The sequence below is a fragment of the Acinetobacter baylyi DSM 14961 = CIP 107474 genome (genome assembly GCF_000368685.1).
In the GTDB taxonomy this organism is placed as follows: domain Bacteria; phylum Pseudomonadota; class Gammaproteobacteria; order Pseudomonadales; family Moraxellaceae; genus Acinetobacter; species Acinetobacter baylyi.
The window spans coordinates 615,866-634,560 of sequence record NZ_KB849628.1; the positions used below are offsets into that span (position 1 = coordinate 615,866).

At 38.6% G+C, this 18,695-nt stretch carries 22 protein-coding genes; 10 read left to right on the plus strand and 12 right to left on the minus strand.

Features of this window, described 5'->3' with window-relative positions; all coding sequences use genetic code 11:
• Positions 1–21 precede the first annotated feature (21 nt).
• Positions 22–381 (minus strand): hypothetical protein, encoded by a 360-nt coding sequence (locus F952_RS12275; RefSeq protein WP_004928017.1) that lies wholly within the window; start codon positions 379–381, stop codon positions 22–24.
• A 221-nt stretch (positions 382–602) separates the two neighbouring features.
• Between F952_RS12275 and F952_RS12280 the strand changes: the two genes are divergently transcribed.
• The 3 genes from F952_RS12280 to F952_RS12290 all read left to right on the plus strand — a co-directional run bounded on the left by F952_RS12280 (position 603) and on the right by F952_RS12290 (position 1,903).
• Positions 603–836 carry an SEL1-like repeat protein gene (locus tag F952_RS12280; RefSeq protein WP_004928020.1) on the plus strand — a complete coding sequence of 78 codons (234 nt, stop codon included), beginning with the start codon at positions 603–605 and terminating at the stop codon, positions 834–836.
• Positions 837–962: 126 nt separating this feature from the next.
• On the plus strand, positions 963–1,337 hold the full coding sequence (locus tag F952_RS12285) for a DUF2750 domain-containing protein (protein ID WP_004928023.1): 375 nt from the start codon (positions 963–965) through the stop codon (positions 1,335–1,337).
• A gap of 134 nt (positions 1,338–1,471) precedes the next feature.
• The gene (locus tag F952_RS12290) at positions 1,472–1,903 is read left to right on the plus strand and encodes a CBS domain-containing protein (protein ID WP_004928026.1); all 432 of its coding nucleotides are present in this window, start codon (positions 1,472–1,474) and stop codon (positions 1,901–1,903) included.
• Between the two features lie 140 nt (positions 1,904–2,043).
• Here F952_RS12290 and F952_RS12295 read toward each other — a convergent pair whose 3' ends face one another.
• The 8 genes from F952_RS12295 to F952_RS12330 all read right to left on the minus strand — a co-directional run bounded on the left by F952_RS12295 (position 2,044) and on the right by F952_RS12330 (position 8,439).
• A complete protein-coding gene (locus F952_RS12295; protein ID WP_004928029.1) occupies positions 2,044–3,231 on the minus strand; it encodes a vWA domain-containing protein in 1,188 nt (395 codons plus the stop codon).
• Positions 3,232–3,243: 12 nt separating this feature from the next.
• Positions 3,244–4,095, minus strand: a complete 852-nt coding sequence (locus F952_RS12300; protein ID WP_004928033.1) for an AAA family ATPase — start codon at positions 4,093–4,095, stop codon at positions 3,244–3,246.
• A 21-nt stretch (positions 4,096–4,116) separates the two neighbouring features.
• The gene (locus F952_RS12305; RefSeq protein ID WP_011182481.1) at positions 4,117–4,503 is read right to left on the minus strand and encodes a hypothetical protein; all 387 of its coding nucleotides are present in this window, start codon (positions 4,501–4,503) and stop codon (positions 4,117–4,119) included.
• Positions 4,496–4,801 (minus strand): YcgL domain-containing protein, encoded by a 306-nt coding sequence (locus F952_RS12310; protein ID WP_004928039.1) that lies wholly within the window; start codon positions 4,799–4,801, stop codon positions 4,496–4,498. Before F952_RS12310 ends, F952_RS12305 begins: the two co-directional genes overlap by 8 nt.
• Before the next feature lie 88 nt (positions 4,802–4,889).
• On the minus strand, positions 4,890–6,032 hold the full coding sequence (locus tag F952_RS12315; protein WP_004928042.1) for a ribonuclease D: 1,143 nt from the start codon (positions 6,030–6,032) through the stop codon (positions 4,890–4,892).
• A 242-nt stretch (positions 6,033–6,274) separates the two neighbouring features.
• Positions 6,275–6,871 (minus strand): recombination mediator RecR, encoded by a 597-nt coding sequence (gene recR, locus F952_RS12320; RefSeq protein WP_004928046.1) that lies wholly within the window; start codon positions 6,869–6,871, stop codon positions 6,275–6,277.
• Between the two features lie 13 nt (positions 6,872–6,884).
• Positions 6,885–7,214 (minus strand): YbaB/EbfC family nucleoid-associated protein, encoded by a 330-nt coding sequence (locus F952_RS12325; protein WP_004928049.1) that lies wholly within the window; start codon positions 7,212–7,214, stop codon positions 6,885–6,887.
• 34 nt (positions 7,215–7,248) lie between these two features.
• Positions 7,249–8,439, minus strand: coding sequence for an O-succinylhomoserine sulfhydrylase (locus tag F952_RS12330; RefSeq protein WP_004928053.1), 1,191 nt, complete (start codon positions 8,437–8,439; stop codon positions 7,249–7,251).
• A 143-nt stretch (positions 8,440–8,582) separates the two neighbouring features.
• Here F952_RS12330 and F952_RS12335 point away from each other — a divergent pair, with 143 nt between their 5' ends.
• From F952_RS12335 to F952_RS12355, 5 genes are all read left to right on the plus strand, one after another.
• Complete coding sequence (locus tag F952_RS12335; RefSeq protein WP_026057012.1) at positions 8,583–9,677, plus strand: alpha/beta fold hydrolase; 1,095 nt, start codon at positions 8,583–8,585, stop codon at positions 9,675–9,677.
• 3 nt (positions 9,678–9,680) lie between these two features.
• Positions 9,681–10,553 carry an NAD(P)-dependent oxidoreductase gene (locus tag F952_RS12340; protein ID WP_004928061.1) on the plus strand — a complete coding sequence of 291 codons (873 nt, stop codon included), beginning with the start codon at positions 9,681–9,683 and terminating at the stop codon, positions 10,551–10,553.
• 86 nt (positions 10,554–10,639) lie between these two features.
• Positions 10,640–10,909 carry a YARHG domain-containing protein gene (locus F952_RS12345; protein WP_004928064.1) on the plus strand — a complete coding sequence of 90 codons (270 nt, stop codon included), beginning with the start codon at positions 10,640–10,642 and terminating at the stop codon, positions 10,907–10,909.
• A gap of 25 nt (positions 10,910–10,934) precedes the next feature.
• Positions 10,935–11,348 carry an HIT family protein gene (locus F952_RS12350; protein ID WP_004928066.1) on the plus strand — a complete coding sequence of 138 codons (414 nt, stop codon included), beginning with the start codon at positions 10,935–10,937 and terminating at the stop codon, positions 11,346–11,348.
• 247 nt (positions 11,349–11,595) lie between these two features.
• Positions 11,596–12,699 carry a porin gene (locus F952_RS12355; protein WP_004928069.1) on the plus strand — a complete coding sequence of 368 codons (1,104 nt, stop codon included), beginning with the start codon at positions 11,596–11,598 and terminating at the stop codon, positions 12,697–12,699.
• 43 nt (positions 12,700–12,742) lie between these two features.
• Here F952_RS12355 and F952_RS12360 read toward each other — a convergent pair whose 3' ends face one another.
• A complete protein-coding gene (locus F952_RS12360; protein WP_004928072.1) occupies positions 12,743–13,372 on the minus strand; it encodes a YidB family protein in 630 nt (209 codons plus the stop codon).
• A gap of 106 nt (positions 13,373–13,478) precedes the next feature.
• Entirely contained in the window at positions 13,479–13,940 is a 462-nt protein-coding gene (locus F952_RS12365) for a DUF6231 family protein (protein ID WP_004928075.1), read from the minus strand.
• Between the two features lie 32 nt (positions 13,941–13,972).
• Between F952_RS12365 and F952_RS12370 the strand changes: the two genes are divergently transcribed.
• Positions 13,973–14,842 (plus strand): DUF2797 domain-containing protein, encoded by an 870-nt coding sequence (locus F952_RS12370; protein WP_004928076.1) that lies wholly within the window; start codon positions 13,973–13,975, stop codon positions 14,840–14,842.
• A gap of 34 nt (positions 14,843–14,876) precedes the next feature.
• Here F952_RS12370 and lpxB read toward each other — a convergent pair whose 3' ends face one another.
• Positions 14,877–16,049, minus strand: a complete 1,173-nt coding sequence (gene lpxB / locus F952_RS12375) for a lipid-A-disaccharide synthase (protein ID WP_026057013.1) — start codon at positions 16,047–16,049, stop codon at positions 14,877–14,879.
• Between the two features lie 215 nt (positions 16,050–16,264).
• On the opposite strand from lpxB, the gene F952_RS12380 reads away from it, so the two are divergent.
• Positions 16,265–18,433: a TonB-dependent siderophore receptor gene (locus tag F952_RS12380; RefSeq protein WP_004928083.1), complete on the plus strand. Its 2,169-nt coding sequence runs from the start codon at positions 16,265–16,267 to the stop codon at positions 18,431–18,433.
• Positions 18,434–18,695: the final 262 nt, after the last annotated feature.

Consider the following 18,695-nt stretch of genomic DNA (forward strand, 5'->3'; position numbering starts at 1 on the left):
CAGTAATCACAATCTACACATTTAACTCATTAATGCTCTTACAAAAGCAAAATATAGAATAAATGCGATCACAACCAGTACAATACCAATTGCAAATAGACTCAAGCCACTTTCAGCATCTGCTGGATGAAGATCATCTTCATCGGCTAGGCGTTTTAATTCCCCGTCGTAAATACGATAAAACAATAATTTGAGCTGAGGATCGAGCTGACTGGTAAAATCATGAACTCTTTTCCGCTGTGCTAGGCAATAATCACCAAGATGTATTTCTTGATGAAACATGGCTTCATCGAGTTGCTTACGATGATACTGTGCCAGCGCAATGATCTCACTCTCAGTTGGTGGTATGTCAAAGTTGAATCCATCAATTGTAGTTATCATATTTTTCTCCTTTGATATAATTGTTATATTGATTTTAATAAAAAATATTTCTGTTCATTGTTTAATCATGTAAACTTGAAATATAGAAAAGTTACCCAATATTGTATTTGACTTATTTAGCGAAATGTAATATTAGTTTAACAATGAACTGTTAGATTAGTTCGAAAGACTGATAAGTCTAAATAATGTGATCATAATTACAACTATAAGGAGTTTTTAATATGATTCAGCAAATCTCTCATCATGAGTTAGAACACGTATACGCAACTGCAGTAAATACAATTCAATCGCAAATGAATTTCCAAGATGCAGTTCAACAACTTGAAGAAGCTGCGCGTGCAGGACATGGTAAAGCAGCATTATTTTTAGCTGAACTTTACTATCAAGGTTTTCGCGTAGAGCGTGATTCCATGAAAGCTCAGTATTGGCAGAAAATGGCAACCATGCAAGCATAATGAAACGTCACCTAGGTGGCGTTTTTTAATCCCTTTTAAAAATTTTTACGATTTTCTTCAATCTTTACACTGAATTTAAATACTTATTTTTTATACTAACAATAGTTCCTAAGAACGTAAAAACTCATGAGACACTTTATTCATTTCCAACCAGTTCCCAAAGATCTAATAATTAAAATTTCTATTTTAAAAACCATGATGTACTGTGGTACGTTATGGGGACTCTATCATCAAGGCTGGGCCATAAAATCTGATGAAGAAAGCTTTATCTTTCCTTTCTGGTTAAATGGCGTTCAGGCACATCGATACGCACAAAAACACTGGCCCAATTACACGCCTAAAAAAATTACACCACAGGATTTTCAAACTTCGCTCCTGCCAACACTTAAACGTTTAAACGTAACACCTGCTTTGTTTAGTTCATCTCAATGCAAATTTAAATTATCAACCTGGCAAATGAGTCATTTCTTTTTTGTGAAGTCTCGCTTGAGTGCCGCCTAATGCTTTATGCATATAGAAAACTTTAATCAACATGATATTTTTTGTTCAATTATAGGAAATAGCATATTTGCATTTTCTACAATTCAAGTTAAGTTTATTAAGCAGAACAATAATACAACCCAGAGGGATTAGGCATGACAAATGTAGCCCAAGTTTTAAATGATAAACGTGAACATGTCGTTTATACGATTTCACCGGACGCAAGCGTACTTGAAGCAATTTCTTTAATGGCAGATAAAGGCATTGGTGCAATTGTTGTTGTAGAAAAAGAGTCGGTTGTGGGTATTCTTTCTGAACGTGACTATACACGCAAAGTTGAACTGATGGATCGATCTTCAAACAGTACCGTAGTAAGTGAAATTATGACGCCAAAAGTATTTACTGTAGACAAGTCATACAGTGTAGAAGATTGTTTGCAACTCATGACAGATCGTCATTTACGTCATTTACCTGTTGTTGAGCACGATAAGCTACTTGGCCTCATCTCAATTGGTGACTTGGTTAAAGCAGCAATGGAAGAACAGCGTCAATTAATCGAACAGTTGAAGCAATATATTTCTGGTTAACTCCTAATTTTTTCAGGCATCTTGTTGTTAAGATGCCTGAACCATTGAAATCATGATATAGATTTAAGTTAATCATTTATTATAAATGAATTTTTAGGTGTATCACGACTTGGTTATCATAGATACATGATAATTATGTGTCATCTTGATAAATAGCGTGTCATATCCTCAATTCCTTTCAAACTCATTGGATACATGTGATTTTCAAACAATTGCTGAATAAGACCAATGGTTTGTGTATATTTCCAATAGCCCTCTTCTTCAGGATTTAACCATGCTGTTTTGTCAAAATGCTGACGTAAACGACGTAGCCAAATTTCTCCCGCCTCATCATTCATATATTCAACAGAACCACCTGCAGATCTAAGCTCATAAGGCGCCATACTGGCATCTCCGACCACAATGACCCGATAGTCTCGTCCATACTTATGAAATAAATCCCATGTTTCGAGACGACTGGCTTGCCGACGATGATTATCTTTCCAAACGTAATCATATAAGCAATTATGAAAATAGAAGTATTCGAGTGTTTTAAATTCTGTTTTGGCCGCACTAAACAGTTTTTCACATTGTGCGATATGAGAATCCATCGATCCGCCCACATCAAACAGCATCAAGACTTTTATACGATTACGTCGTTCTGGAACCATTTGTACGTTTAAAATACCCTGTTTGGCTGTTTCACGTATGGTGTTATCGACATCAAGCTCATCGGCAGCACCTTGACGTGCAAACTTTCGCAAGCGACGTAAAGCCAGTTGCATTTGCCGCGTACCCAAAATCTGATCATCATCCAGATTCTGATATTTTCGTTGTTCCCATACCTTTACCGCCGAGCGTTTACGTCCTGGCCCACCAATTCTGACACCTTCTGGATGATCACCAAAAGCACCAAAAGGTGATGTACCTCCTGTACCAATCATACGATTGCCACCTTGATGCTTTTTATGCTGTTCGCGTAGACGTTCTTCCAGCATTTTCATTAACTCTTCTAAAGAGCCCGCTTTTTGCAAAGCTTCTCTTTGTTCAGGAGTCAGATGTTTCTCTAGAAGCTCTAAATCCAGCCATTCTTTTGGAATCTTTTGAACTTGTTTCAGCAATTCATCCAGATCGAAAGTTTCAATACCTTCAAAATAATCTTTAATCGCACGATCAAATTTATCAAAAAAACGCTCATCTTTGACCAAAATAGTTTTGGCAAGTTGATAGAACTCATCTTGATCTGCAAAGACCAAGCCTTCTGCTACAGCACGATTCAGATCAATTAACTCGCGCGTAGTAACAGGAACCCCATATTTCCTAAGGGTATAAAACAGCCGCACAAACATAAGCGACCATCCTTAACGACGTGTCATGAAAGCAAGTCGTTCAAGTAATTGCACATCTTGTTCATTTTTGATCAATGCACCATACAACGGTGGAATAGCTTTTTTATGATCATGATTACGCAAAATATCTTCTGGCATATCATCAGCCATCAGCAAACTGAGCCAATCAATCAGTTCAGAAGTAGATGGCGGTTTCTTTAAATTGGGAATTTCGCGTAGCTTAAAGAAAATCTGTAATGCTTCACTCACGAGCGTCGCAGAAATACGTGGAAAATGTACATGAATAATCTCACGCATAGTCGCTTCATCTGGAAACTCAATGTAATGAAAGAAGCAACGACGTAAAAATGCATCTGGAAGTTCTTTCTCATTATTTGAAGTAATAATGACAATCGGACGCTGATCTGCTGTAATCGTTTCACCTGTTTCATACACAAAGAACGACATTTTATCCAGTTCATGTAGTAAATCGTTTGGAAACTCGATATCAGCCTTATCAATTTCATCAATCAATAAAACACAACGCTCTTCACTGGTAAATGCCTCCCAAAGCTTACCCGGCTTAATATAGTTTTTAATATCATAAACCCGATCATCACCAAGCTGACTGTCGCGTAGACGCGATACTGCATCATACTCATATAGTCCCTGCTGCGCTTTGGTGGTCGATTTAATATGCCATGTAATCAGCTTTAAACCCAGACTATCTGCAACCTGCTCTGCCAGCAAGGTTTTACCCGTACCTGGTTCACCTTTTACTAATAGCGGCTTCTGCAATGCTCTTGCTGCTTTAACCGCAAGCTTTAAGCTATCTGTTGCAATATATTGATCTGTTCCAGTGAAGTGTTGTGTTTCAACAGCCATGTTTTACCTTTATTTTTTTACTTAAATGGAAGTTGTGTCTCTGCTCTCACTATATTTTGACCACAAATAGCCAATCAATAGCCCAAGTCCTGTTACAAATAAAATCAAAGACAAATTTGACCAGATTAAAGGTTGCTCTTTGGTTAGAACACCAAAGATCAAACCAAAAATCGCAGGCGCAACACCAGCATTAACGCCTTCAGAAATGGTTGGTGTCGCCAAAATTGCAAACAATACAATCCAAGTTACACCACCAATCAACTTTGGAAGACGTTTTGCAATGCTGTACCAACACCATAAAACAAGAATAGTGCCGCCTACGTAGGCTGTGACAGCAATACTATCTTCTGGAACTGAATCCAGTGATGAAAGTAACCCGTTCCATATTGCCGCAAGTTGATCAAGCACCACGTAATCCCTCTGGTTCATCGCTTGGATTAATAAAGCCTTCTGGTGGCATCTGGATAAAAAAGCCTTTGGTTTGAAGTGAATCCAGAACATGTAAAACATTGACACGTGCAAGTTTACGCGATTGAGAAAGCTCTAAATGCATGACAAATGTGGGCTTACCAAATACAGTACGAATACCTTCTGGCACATTTTCTAAAGGATCTTGACCTTCTACATCATCATTTGGATAGTCTGGACGAGCAATATAAAGGTACATCTCATCTTTTTTACTCGATCTATAAATATCACAATGCATATTGAACACTCTCAAAACTCAAAAAAAGCATACATCAAAAATTGAACCGATACATTAGGCTTTTTTTAACGCATCAGTCCAAGAAATACTAACGGTCTATTTTCATCTGGGTAGACAGATATTTTACATCCTGTTTTAAAATCTGGATCAATGGACGTGTGAGCATTTCGTAGCGCCAGCCTAATAAGTATTCTGGCAACTCATCTTCACTGCGATGAAAGACGACATGCTGATACAGCGCATTTAACCATTTTTTACGGATGAGCACTTCTTTGGGAATTTGGGTTTGCTCAACAACCTGCTCGATGAGTTGAGTCATTTGATCAGTTACGTCTTGAGATGAATGACGAATTGGTTTTGCCATACGCAGTGGCCATTCATGCTCTTCTGGTAAGAACTTCAACAAATCCAGAATGGTTTTGCCATGCTCACGAATCACATTGGGTCTAATTTCTTTGACTTGTGATAACTGGAATGTATTTCTAGGATTTTTTTCAACCAGATCAATCATGGTTGAGTTTCTTAGAATAAAACTACGAGGCTGATTAATGGCTTTAATCAACTGCTCACGCCAGACCATTAATTGCTGCAACTGCATCAATTGACGTCTGGAATGGCGATAATTTCCTACATCTGTATACAATAAATGCTGTGGCGTATCTGTACCAATTTCTTGGGTTAAATGACGACAATCTTCAAGTACATAATCGTAAAGCTGCTTTTCTTGTAATTGATGTTTTATTTGATCTGAAAGCTTAAGCAGATAGAGCACATCATTGGCAGCATATTTCAATTGCTCATCGCTGAGTGGACGTGCAAGCCAGTCCGAACGTGTCTGATCTTTTTCAATTTCAATATCTAAAACGAGCTTTAATGCCGCCTGATAACTGACTTGTAGACCGTGCCCTAAAAAAGACAATCCTACCTGGGTATCAAATACATTTTCTAAAAATTTTTGCTGCGCATAATGATAAATCAGATCGATATCTTCACCACATGCATGAAATACATTTTGTTTTGAGGCATAGAGTTTTTGCCAGAAGATGCTCAGATCCAGTGCAGTTCCATCTAGTAAATAAACCTGGCCATTCAGGTTTATTTGAAATACACCCAATTTCGGCCATAGTGTATCGACTTTGATAAATTCAGTATCAAGTCCATAAATTGAACATTGATCCATTAACGACAAAACATCAGCAAGTTGATCTTGCTGCTGGATAAACTGAAACATGTTTTCCTGATTTAGCCACAATGAGCAATAGAGATTCTGGCATATATATACCACTTAGATCTGATGTTTTGCCAGACAAACTGTTATTAATACTTTATTTTTTAAACAAAATGACTGCAACGTTTACTTTTTAAACAAATAGTCAATTTTAATCACTTATCATTTCGCATATTTATCGAAAATTTAATCTGTTCTTTTTGATGGGTGTAACTTGTAAAAATGAAATAAACAATCCAAATTGTCTATTTCATTTTCATACGATTATGTACAGCCTGACTCAAGGTATGACTGTCTACATACTCAAGTTCGCCGCCCTGTGGAACACCCTGTGCAATACGAGTCATATGTACTGGAAGATGTTTGGTTGCTTCAAGCAAATAATGTGCTGTTGCTTGTCCTTCTACAGTTGCATTAGTCGCTAGAATAACCTCTTCAATTTCACCAGAGCTTAAGCGCTGAATCAAATAAGGAATTCCGATTTCTTCGGGACCTATTCCATCCAGTGGAGATAAATGTCCCCCTAAAACATGGTACTTACCGCGAAAGCTACCACTTTGTTCAATCGCCATGACATCGGCTGGAGATTCCACCACACATAACAAATGCTGATCTCGGTCATTGGATAGACAAATATCACAAATTTCGTTTTCAGTCAGTGAATGACAAATCTTGCATTCATGAATATGTGAAGATGCCTCATGCAGAGCATGCGCAAGGCCAAATGCACCTTCTCGATTCTTCATGAGTAAATGTAACGCCATGCGTTGAGCCGATTTCGGCCCAACGCTTGGTAAGATACGTAGTGCTTGAACCAGTTGTTCAAATCGATCACTAAACACGTTATCTTTATCCTTAAAATAAACCTGACAAGCCAGGTGGCAAACCCATACCTGAATTGGCACCTTTCATTTTTTCATCTGCCACGGCTTCTGCCTGACGCACAGCATCATTTACAGCTGCAGCAATCAAATCTTCAATCATTTCTGGTTCATCCTGAAGCAGATCAGGATTAATCTCAATACGCTTAACCACAAAGCGACCTGTCATGGTGACTTTCACTAAACCGCCGCCTGCTTCTGCCTGAACTTCAGTTTTGGCCAGCTCTTCTTTGGCCTTCTTAGCATTGGCTTCCATATCTTTTTGCATGCGCTGTGCTTGCTGCATAAGCATATTAATGTTCATCAATTTTTCTCCAAAACAACTTAACTTAATGAGTTTAAATTAAAGCCAAACCACGATCTAAGTCGCGGATAATATCTGAAATATCTTCTAAACCAACAGAAACCCGAATCAAACCTTCCTGTATGCCTGCTGCCTGTTTTGCTTCAGGTGACAATTTACCATGTGTGGTTGTTGCGGGATGGGTAATGGTCGATTTCACATCACCCAAATTACCTGTGATTGAAATAAATTGGGTATTGTCGATGACTTTCCAAGCCCCTTCGCGTCCACCTTTCACCACAAATGAGACAATACCGCCGAAACCCTGTTGCTGTTTGGTCGCGCGTTCATGACCAATATGCTGTGGTAAACCTGCGTAATACACTTTTTCAACGTTTTTGTGCTGATCTAGCCACTCTGCAAGCTGTTGGGCATTTTCACAATGCGCTTTCATTCTTAAACGTAAAGTTTCTAGACCTTTTAAGAATACCCATGCATTGAACGGACTCATTGATGGCCCAAGTGTACGTACTACACCAAAGACTTCTTCGAGTAATTTATGACTGCCTGTAACTGCTCCACCAAGTGCGCGTCCCTGACCATCAATATATTTGGTCGCCGAATACATGACTAAGTCTGCACCAAGTTTGAGTGGTTGCTGTAATGCAGGTGTACAAAAGCTGTTGTCCACCACAAGCATTGCATTGTGGGCATGAGCAATCTCTGCAAGTGCTGGAATATCCGCAATTTCAGCCAAGGGATTCGATGGAGATTCGATAAACAACATTTTGGTTTCTGGGCGCATCGCATTTTTCCATGCATCCAGATCGTTTAAATCAACAAAAGTGATATCTACAGCAAATTTGGCAACATATTTTTCAAACAAGGCCACAATTGAACCAAATACAGCACGCGAGCAAATCACATGATCGCCTGCTTTTAAAAAAGCCATGCAGACCGATAAAAGAGCGCCCATGCCTGAACTGGTCGCTACCGCACGCTCCGCACCATCCATAGCAGCCAAACGCTTTTCAAACATGGCAACCGTTGGATTGGTAAAACGAGAATAGATATTACCTGATACTTCACCTGAAAATTTTGCCGCTGCCTCAGCCGCATTTTCATAAACGAAAGATGAGGTCAAGAAAATAGGTTCAGCATGTTCACCCTCAAAACTACGGGTATGACCTGTACGAATTGCTAAAGTATCTAACTGGTATTCTAATTCATCGTTTTGGCTATGCATTGCTCTGTTCTCAGTCTAAAGACCGCTCATGTGAAAAAACTGCCAACATTTTGAGCGTGTACGGTATTTAAGGTCAAGGTAAAAGATAAAATTATCGCTTAGACTTCAATCAAACTTTTTCGGATCTTAGAAATATGCAAAGAATGGAGTCAATCAAATCACTTATCCATCATCAGCAAATCAAACTCAAACATCTTTCAGCGCGTATTTTTAATGAAAAATCACTGGTTTTATCACAAACTACTCCTTATGAAGTAATTGCTGAATTTGATCAGACCAAGATTCGTTATTATGCAGCACAACAAAGGCTTTATAAAGAACCTTTGGTCTTTGTCGCCCCGCTTGCCATTAACATGGACATTTATGATCTGTACCCTTATCGCTCGCTGATTCAATATTTTCAAGCGCAAGGTTTTGATGTTTATCTGATCGACTGGGGACGTTTGACTTATCAAGATCGACATCTCAACTTTTTGTCATTTATTAGAAAAGCCCTTCCTGAATATATTCAAGTGATTCGTACACATTCACAAAGTGATAAGATTTCTTTGCATGGCTGGAGCATGGCAGGTATTTTTGTCTTATTATACAGCGCGCTCAATCAACCGAATCATGTTAAAAATCTCATTGTGTTGGGTAGCCCAATTGATAGCTATGCATCTGGGCGAATTGGTAAACTTTATCAATTTGTGCATAAAAGCATTGCGAGTAACAAAAAACTTCAAACTCGACTTTATTCTGGTCTTCCTAAACGCCTCATTCATACACCCGGTATTCTCAATGCGTTAGGTTTCAAAATTCTTGATCCTAAAGGCTGGATAGATGGACATATTCAACTTTTGAAAAACCTTGAAAACAAAAAACTGGTGCAGGAGCACGCAACTTTAGGCCACTTTCTCAATAATATGATCGATTATCCCGCAGGCATTAATCAAGATATGTTATTTAATGTCTGGCTGCAAAATCCACTTAAACATGGTGCAATTCGCCTACAGGATCAAGTGATTGAATTAAAAAATATTCAATCTTCTTTGTTGATTGGTGCAGGTCGTAGTGATCAGCTTGTGACAGCAGATGCAGTAAAACCTTTGACGCAATTGACAAGCAGTAGTGATGTCACGTTTACTCTTATCCCTGGCGGTCACTTAGGGCTAATGTCGAGTCAAGCCAGTTCTGAAGAATTTTGGCCGATGTTTAAGCATTGGTTGGCACAACGTTCAACACAAATTCAAGGGTAGATTATGATTCAATCAGTTGCATTTATTGGCTTGGGCGCGATGGGCTATCGTATGGCATCGCATTTACCGCGGCACTTCGATACAGTTTATGTCTGGAATCGAAGTTTTGAAAAAGCCAAACAACATGCAACTGAATATGGCACACAAGCAGTTGAATTATCTCAAGCAGTTCAAGCAGACATTATTTTTTCATGTCTACCGACCAGTGCTGATGTAGCACAATTAGTTGAAAATCTTGAATTAAAACCAGGAACAATTTGGGTCGACTGTACCAGTGGTGTACCAGATTTAGCTCGTCAACTTGTGACTCAACTCAAAAATCAAGGTGTAGATTATCTTGATGCACCTGTTAGTGGTCAAACCATTGGTGCGGATAATGCAACTTTGACCGTCATGGTGGGTGGTGATTTCACAGCATTTGAACGTGCCTACCCTGCGATGCAAGCATTTGGCAAGCTGATTAAACATGTGGGTGAGTCTGGTGCTGGTTTTGCGGTAAAAGCAGTCAATAATATGTTGCTTGCGGTCAACCTCTGGTCAGTTGCCGAAGGCTTTACAACGCTTAAAGCACATGGAGTGAATCTTGGAGAAGCACTTGATTGTATTAATGCATCAAGCGGTAAAAGTGGTGTGACGGAGACCATTTTCCCTCAGCGTGTATTGAATCGTAGTTTTCCTGTTACTTTTGCACTTCCGTTACTTGCCAAAGATGCTGGTATAGCACTAGATCTCGTGCATGCGGCAAAACTTCCTGCGCCGTTGATTGCTTTAACTCAAAGTTTAATTCAGGCTGCAAATCAAACTGCTGAAGAAAATAGTGATTTTTCTGCTGCTGTGAAAATGTACGAATCGTGGAGCAAAATTACACTTGAGTAATTAATCGACATTGAATTTTTTTATAAACACCCTATATTGAGAAATAGGTCGTTACAATTAAATCGACACATAAAGAGGATACGCTCATGAATAAGCTTGCTGTTGCACTTTTTACTGGAATGATGACCTTTGCTGGTGTTTCCGTACAGGCTGCAACACCTGAACAAGAGTGTAAGAAATTACAAGATGACTATAATCTGATTTATGCATCTAAAGGTTTTTGTTTTAAAGATCCTGAAGCCAAGGCCAAATATGGCAATGACAATTGCTTTACCACCAAACCAAAATTTTCAGATAAAGAGCAGCAACGTCTTGACCAGATCAAGGATCGTCAGAAAGAATTGAATTGTAAATAAGAACTGCACTTTATAAGGAAACACAATGGCATATAACGATCAGAACATATTTGCTCGTATTCTTCGCGATGAACTGCCTGCAATTAAAGTCTATGAAGATGACCAAGTATTGGCTTTTATGGACATTATGCCTCAAGCGGATGGTCATACTTTGGTTATTCCTAAAGTTCCTGCTGAAACTTTATTGGACTTGCCACCAGAAGCAGCAGCCTACACCATTCAGATTGTGCAGAAAGTTGCAAAAGCAATTGAAACAGGTCTCGATGTCAAGGGAATCGTTTTAATGCAGCTTTCTGGTTCATCTGCTGGACAAACCGTTCCACATGTTCATTTCCACCTTATTCCAAGCTCAATCCATGAATTAGGCCGACATGCGGCCCAAATGGGTGATCAAGAAAAAATTAAGGCCTTAGCTGAAAAAATCAAAGCAGCGCTTTAAATAAAATGATGTATATCAAAGGAGCTAAGGCTCCTTTTTTATTTTTTTAAATAATAAAAATAAAGAGTTAGTTCTAAAAAATCGTATATATCGTCATTAAATTGTCATTTACTCTTCACCCATTTGTAACAAAGTTTGCAGATACTGCTTAGCAAGTTGGTGAGCTTATGTAACTTTTTGTACAAAAGTCAGCTAAAAAAAGTTAATTCGGCTTTTTGCCAGTTACAAAAAAATCTGGAGATATTTGATGAAAAAATTACTTCTTGCAGCGACTGTTGCAACACTGAGCCTAAGCGCAGCACACGCAGCTCCTACCCTTTACGGTAAGATCAATTTGACGCTTGACCAAGTAGATAACAGCGATTTTGCTGGAAATAATGTCACTGCACTAAATTCGAATGCATCCCGAATTGGTATTAAGGGCGAAGAAAAACTGACTGATAATATCTCAGTGTTATATTTAGCGGAATGGGCAATTTCAACTGATGGTTCTGGCTCTGATACAGACTTAAGTGCACGTAACCGCTACTTAGGTTTAAAATTTAAGGACATTGGCTCTCTTAAAGCAGGTAAATACGATTCATATTTCAAAAGTGCCGCTGGAAATAATCAAGATATTTTCAATGACCACACGATATTGGATATGACGTCTGTACTTCACGGTGAAGAACGTTTAAATAACGTGATTGGTTTTGAGACCGATAAAAACCTGATCATCCCTGGCTTACAGTTTAATATCATGTCACAACAAGGCGAAGATACCAAAACTGACAATACAACGCTTGGACAAGAAGGTAAGCGTAACGGCTTTGGTGATGGAATTTCTACCTCATTAAGCTATGACAACAAAGACTATGGTTTGTCTGCCGCAATTGCAGGTAACTTTGGTGTGGCTGGTAAATATAATGCCTACAGCCTTTCTGGAATCTACTCGGATGCCATTCGTGTAACAGGATCATTTGATTTTAGCAAATACGGCGTTGACGGCTTGGTGTTTGGTGCATTATGGCAAAATGCAAAACCAACTGATGATACTGTTTTAACTGTTTCAGGAACAGGAACCAGCGCGGTAACTACAACCTTTAAAGGGCTTGAAGAAGATGCATTCAGCTTAACTGCTGCGTATGTAATTCCTTCTACACCTTGGAAAATCAAAGGTGAGTATGTTGAATCGAATACCTCTGTAGATAGTCGTTCTGATCGTAAAATTTCTCAGTATGGTCTAGGTGTTGACTACAACCTCAATAAACAAGCACGTTTATATGGTGTTCTAGCTCAACAAAAACGTGACTGGTTGGCAAGTGATGATAAGAAAACTGTAGTCGGTTTAGGTATGGAATATAATTTCTAAGTAAATTCTCCATGCATAAAAAAATAAAAGGGCATCTACCCTTTTATTTTTTTAAGAATCCTGACACCAGATTTAAAACATTTTGAATATCCTGATTTGCTTCTTGAGGATTGGTTTTTTCACCTTGAGGGGTGAGTGCATTAATAATTTGCGGCAATACCGAAGAGATTGCTCCATAGACATCTTGCTTAGGAACCTGTGTCTGTTGTGCAACTTGTTCGACTTCATTTTCATCAAACAATTGCTCTACTTCTGCCGTAGATACATTGTGATCATTACTTTGTTGTGGATCTACCCAACTTTGTACCTGTGTACCCAAACCTGAATTTTTTAACTTATCTAATGCACCTTGCAAACCGCCCTGCTTTTGAATCCAAGCCAGAATAATCGGCACAACGGCAATAAGAATTGCCTGCGTGGTTCCTCCACCAGAACGATTTGTAGTATTTGAGCTTGCTGTACCTGCACCGAATTGACTTAAAACTGAACCTAAAATTCCACCTAGTCCACGGTCAGTATTTTGAGTATTTCCCTGATTTTGTGGTTGCTGATTTGCACCAAGCTGACCCAATACCGAACCTAAAATTCCACCTAATCCGCTTTGAGAAGACTGAGAACTATTACCTAAAGCCTGCTTTGCCAAAGCTTCAATTATATTGGTCAAATCCGTCATTTTATATTTTTCCTCATTTACTCACGATCAATCTATATTGAGCATAAATAAATCGAACTGACGATTCAAAATACAATTTGTGTTTTTTTGCAGGATAAAAGTGTGCTTACCAACGGAATTTGTCCCAATTTTCTGGATTTGCCCAAAATTTTGAATTAAACCAATCTGGAACATGTTTATAGGTCAAGATATTAAATTGCCACAAAGCAAAATCTGCATCATGCGACGTTTTGTCGATGAGCTGAGTAAAACCCAATGAACGTAATAATTTTTCATCTTGAAATCTCGACACAACGACAATACGTTTTGCCATCAGATCACGCAGTCTGACCAATATCTGTGCTTTTTGGACTTCTGGGAGTACAAGCATCTGTTCTGTATCTAAAACCACAAAACCAAGATCGTAACGCTGAGTAAAAGGAAGATTTAGAAACTCATTTACGTTAAAATAGTGCCACTGGATTGCGCTATTCTGGTCAATTTTTTGACCTATACAGAGTGCAGTATGTATGGGCTGTTCACTTGATAAATCGTCTAGCATAGAAGTGATGACATTCTGTTCAGCCATAACTGCAACCTTTTTAATGTGAGTTTAGATTGATGGAACTACAAGGCATTTGCCACAAAATGCACGCAGCCCTCAAAGAGGATAGTGTAACTGATCAGCAAGCAAGCAAGGCAAATGTTGAATATAAATTTATACTAGACCGTTCAGAAATTGATCTTCCATTTTTACCTGGCCAAGAATTGGAGATCGAATGGACTGGCAATATTTATTGTACGTCTTGCGGTGCCAAAACACCAAAATCCTATGCACAAGGTCACTGTTTTAAGTGCTTTAAAACCAAAGCCGAATGCGACTTATGCATTATGAAGCCAGAAACCTGTCATTATCATCTTGGTACTTGTCGTGAAGACGAGTTTGCACATAACGTGTGTTTTCAGCCACATATTGTGTACTTAGCCAATTCAAGTGCTTTAAAAGTAGGTATTACGCGTGTCAATCATATGCCTACACGCTGGTTAGATCAGGGTGCAACACAAGCCTTACCTATTTTAAAAGTGGGATCACGTCGCTTATCTGGACAGCTCGAAACACTCTTTGGTACTCAAGTGGCAGATAAAACGGATTGGCGCAAATTACTCAAAGGCGAGGCTGAGCCACTGGATTTAATTCAACAGCGCGATCAAATCATTGAAGAGTTTGCGCCAAAAATTCAAGCAATACGTGAAGAATTCGGACAAAATCTTGAATTCAATGAATCTGTCGAGTTTCTTGAAAAAGAACAACCACGCGAGTTTGTCTATCCAGTCGATCAATATCCTGAAAAAATAAAATCGCTGAACCTTGATAAAACACCTAAGATTCGAGGTGTTTTACACGGTATTAAAGGTCAGTATTTAATCTTTGATATTGGGGTGATTAACGTTCGAAAATATTCTGGTTATCAACTTATTCTTCGCACTTAATCAGAATCTAAATGGAGCATGATTGCTCCATTCTTTATTGAATTAAGGTCATAATTGCTTGCACAGGATCTTCAGTATTTCCAGAAATAAGCTGTTTATGCATACTAAAATGCTGCATCATCTGAATTTTTGCTGTTTCATTATTCATAAGCTTTTCAATCTCATGCGCCAAACGCTCTGGATTGGCATCTTTCTGAATGAGTTCTTCAATCACCTTTTTGCCTGCAATAATATTCGGCAGTGAATAATATTGAATTTTGACCAATAATTTTGCAATGATATAAGTTAAGGTATTTAATTTATAAAAAGACACCATAGGACGATGCAATAACATCGCTTCGAGTGTTGCAGTGCCCGATGCTAAAGCCACAATATCACTGGCATTCATCACCTGCCGTCCAATTTTTGATTCTTGATCCTGATTTTCCAAAACATGTAACTTCTGGGCATATTGGGGGGCAATTGACTGAATTCCATCCTGAATTTGTTTTTTTCTGACGTCACTAATCGCTGGAATCAAATATTCAACATCAGGATATTTTTTCAATAGTATTTCTGCACTACCCAATAACATAGGTAGTAAACGCTCTACCTCACCTTTGCGGCTTCCCGGTAACAATGCAATATACGTTTTTTCTGGATTTAAGCCTAGCGCTTGCTTTGCTTCAACCAGTGAATTATTCAGCGGCAAAAGTTTAGCAAGTGGGTGCCCCACAAAAGCAGCCCGCACTGAATGCTGTTCATAAAAATTCTTTTCAAATGGAAATAGACATAAGACCAGATCAATCGTTGCCTTAATGCCTTTGACACGCCCTTGTCGCCATGCCCAAACAGATGGACTCACATATTGTACCGTTCTAATCGGTAAGTTTTTTTCTTTTAATGACTTAGATAAACGTAAATTAAAATCAGGTGCATCTATTCCAACAAAAACATCGACAGGATGTTCACGCCATCTTTGCACCAAACCATCACGGACTGCAAATAGCTTTTTGATATCTTTTAATACCTCAACAATTCCCATCACAGACAATGTTTCCATGGGATAAAAGCTATTAAATCCTTCTGCAATCATTTGAGGCCCGCCTATTCCCTCAAATTCGGCGTCGATCCCCTGCTCACGAAAACTACGCATCAGTTGTACACCAAGCGTGTCTCCTGAGACTTCACCCACAACGATTCCGATTTTAAGTTTGTGTGTAGACAAGTGGCAGGTTCCATACAATTCAATAAACCTAAGATATTAGCATAGTGCTTTCATCACTTTAAAACTTCTCATTTCATGTCTTGTATTTTCAAGCAAAATTTAAAATCACATTCGAATATCCATTTAACATTTGAATTAACAATCATAGTTTTTATTGTGGTTTACATTACTTAATAATAAAATAAATGATAACTATTTACATTAACATTTATATCATGTCCCTTAATCCTCCATCATTTTTGAAATTGTCTCTGGTTACCTTAGCAATTTTGCAAGTTCAGCTTGCACAAGCACAAGACACCACTCTACCTGTTATTCAACTTCAAGCTGAAGATAGTGAGGGGCAAAGTTCTGAAAAGACTAGATCCTATATTATTAAAAAAAGCAGTAGTGCAACCAAGCTGAATATTGATGCAAAAGAAACTCCACAAACGGTGAATGTTGTCACTCGCCAGCAAATGGATGACTTCAATTTAAACTCTACACGTAAAGTTCTTGAAAATACTCCTGGTGTCACAGTTTCAAATCAAGAAACTGAACGTACAACCTATATGTCTCGTGGCTTTGAAATATCAAACATTCTCACTGATGGCGTTGGCTTTCCACTTTCCAACTATAATTATAACAACACCAATCCAGATACTTATTTTTACGATCGAGTCGAAGTGATTAAAGGTGCTGATGCGCTTACGAACGCTTTCGGAGACCCAAGTGCCACCATTAATAATATTCGAAAACGTCCAACTAAAGAATTTCAAGCGAATGCTGGCATCAGTTATGGTTCATGGAACACTCAACGTTATGAAGCAGATGTATCTGGTGCTTTAACCCAAGATGGTCGTGTTCGTGGCCGAATGATGGGCTTTGAGCAAACGGGTGACTCTTATCTAGATCATTATTCATCAGAAAAAAATGGCTTTGCTGGTATTTTGGATGCCGATTTAACCGATACTACGACACTAACAGTGGGCTATAGCGAACAGCAGAATAATCCGAATGCAAATAACTGGGGTGCTTTACCGCTTTTAGATAATAATGGTCATCAAATTTCCTATAGCCGTTCATACAACCCAAATCCAGACTGGACACACTGGGATCATAAAACTCAAGAAGCATTTGCAGAACTCAAACAAAAACTTGGCGAAAAATGGACAGCCAAACTGACTTACAATTACACCAATACACAACATGACAGTAGATTACTCTACTATTACGGGAGCCCAACAGCACAAGGTAGCGATGTATCTTTAACGGCATGGGGGGGCCAAGAAAGAAACGAACAAAAGTTACTTAATTTTGACTTGCAAGGGAGTTATGCACTTTTTGGCCAGGAGCATGAAGCTGCTCTGGGCTATAGCCATATTAAAAATAAACAGCATGATCTGCAATCCAGTGGCTATATAAACGATAGCAATGTCGTTGATAAATACAATGACAAAGATGAATTTCTCGGTCAATTTACTACCAATTGGACAAGCTGGACACCTCAATCTGTGACATGGTCAGATTTTTCCGAAGCTGCAAATTACACACAGAGAATTGATTCATTTTACGCTGCCACCCGCCTACACCTCACAAATGATTTAAAATTGATTATAGGCGGTAATTATGTACAAGCTGAAAGTAATGGCTATAGTTACGGCTCAAACATGTCTTATGATAAAGACAAGTTTTCTCCATATGCAGGGATCACCTACAATTTTACCCCCGAATATACAGGATATGCGAGCTACACCTCTATTTTTAGACCGCAAACAGGAATTGATCAAACCACTAATCAGGCTTTGAAAGCTGTTGAAGGAAAAAGCTACGAAGTTGGTATGAAGAGCTCTTGGCTGGATAATAAGCTAATAGGAACGCTGGCAGTCTTTAAAACCGAGCAAAATAATTATCAATTAAGAAGCTCAGATGGAAACCCACTTAATCGCAAAGTTTTGACCAGTGATTTAGATTCACAAGGTGTTGAAGTTGGCTTGGCAGGTCAGCTTACAGATCATGTCAATCTTGCATTTGGTTACGCACAGTTTAGTATTAAAGACAAAAAGAATGGTGGTGAAGCTCGTACCTATAATCCATCTCAAACGTTGAATTTACTGGCGACTTATACAGTTCCTACCCTACCGAAGCTGAAAGTTGGAGCAGGTTTACGCTGGCAAAATGCGATTAAGCTTTATGATGTGAGTTTAGGAAATTCTAATCTGATTAAACAAGATGCTTATGGTTTGGTAGATATCATGGCAAGTTATGAGATTAACAATCATCTAAGTGTTCAAGTTAATGGGAATAATATAACGGACAAAAAATATTTAAATAGCTTTCCAGATGGTCAAGCTTTTTACGGCGAACCCGCCAATTACACTGTTGCAGTGAAGTTTAAATATTAGTTAACAAAGCCAATTCTCCATCCCGAGAATTGGCTTTAATTTTTTATCAGTTGAACATCATATGAGCAAAACACATTCACTGACGTATACCTACAGGCTCACAGTGTTTTATCGCTTCGTGATCGCATTTATTGTCGGTTTTATCTGTACGATCTTTTTCAGTATTACGTTGAGTTATCTTTTCGCTATGGCATTGCCCAAAGCAGAAGCCATTTATCTGTCTGCTTTTTGCTCTATATTATTTTACGCTTTTTTTGTAATC

Coding starts and splice junctions, on each gene's coding strand:
- F952_RS12340 (WP_004928061.1), top strand. CDS start 9,681: ATGATTCAATCAGTTGCATTTATTGGCTTGGGCGCGATGGGCTATCGT.
- F952_RS12370 (WP_004928076.1), top strand. CDS start 13,973: ATGGAACTACAAGGCATTTGCCACAAAATGCACGCAGCCCTCAAAGAG.
- F952_RS12315 (WP_004928042.1), bottom strand. CDS start 6,032: ATGTTTCAGTTTATCCAGCAGCAAGATCAACTTGCTGATGTTTTGTCG.
- F952_RS12380 (WP_004928083.1), top strand. CDS start 16,265: ATGTCCCTTAATCCTCCATCATTTTTGAAATTGTCTCTGGTTACCTTA.
- F952_RS12290 (WP_004928026.1), top strand. CDS start 1,472: ATGACAAATGTAGCCCAAGTTTTAAATGATAAACGTGAACATGTCGTT.
- F952_RS12345 (WP_004928064.1), top strand. CDS start 10,640: ATGAATAAGCTTGCTGTTGCACTTTTTACTGGAATGATGACCTTTGCT.
- F952_RS12355 (WP_004928069.1), top strand. CDS start 11,596: ATGAAAAAATTACTTCTTGCAGCGACTGTTGCAACACTGAGCCTAAGC.
- F952_RS12360 (WP_004928072.1), bottom strand. CDS start 13,372: ATGACGGATTTGACCAATATAATTGAAGCTTTGGCAAAGCAGGCTTTA.
- F952_RS12350 (WP_004928066.1), top strand. CDS start 10,935: ATGGCATATAACGATCAGAACATATTTGCTCGTATTCTTCGCGATGAA.
- F952_RS12325 (WP_004928049.1), bottom strand. CDS start 7,214: ATGAACATTAATATGCTTATGCAGCAAGCACAGCGCATGCAAAAAGAT.
- F952_RS12335 (WP_026057012.1), top strand. CDS start 8,583: ATGGAGTCAATCAAATCACTTATCCATCATCAGCAAATCAAACTCAAA.
- F952_RS12330 (WP_004928053.1), bottom strand. CDS start 8,439: ATGCATAGCCAAAACGATGAATTAGAATACCAGTTAGATACTTTAGCA.
- F952_RS12310 (WP_004928039.1), bottom strand. CDS start 4,801: ATGCATTGTGATATTTATAGATCGAGTAAAAAAGATGAGATGTACCTT.
- F952_RS12275 (WP_004928017.1), bottom strand. CDS start 381: ATGATAACTACAATTGATGGATTCAACTTTGACATACCACCAACTGAG.
- F952_RS12280 (WP_004928020.1), top strand. CDS start 603: ATGATTCAGCAAATCTCTCATCATGAGTTAGAACACGTATACGCAACT.
- F952_RS12365 (WP_004928075.1), bottom strand. CDS start 13,940: ATGGCTGAACAGAATGTCATCACTTCTATGCTAGACGATTTATCAAGT.
- F952_RS12300 (WP_004928033.1), bottom strand. CDS start 4,095: ATGGCTGTTGAAACACAACACTTCACTGGAACAGATCAATATATTGCA.
- F952_RS12295 (WP_004928029.1), bottom strand. CDS start 3,231: ATGTTTGTGCGGCTGTTTTATACCCTTAGGAAATATGGGGTTCCTGTT.
- F952_RS12285 (WP_004928023.1), top strand. CDS start 963: ATGAGACACTTTATTCATTTCCAACCAGTTCCCAAAGATCTAATAATT.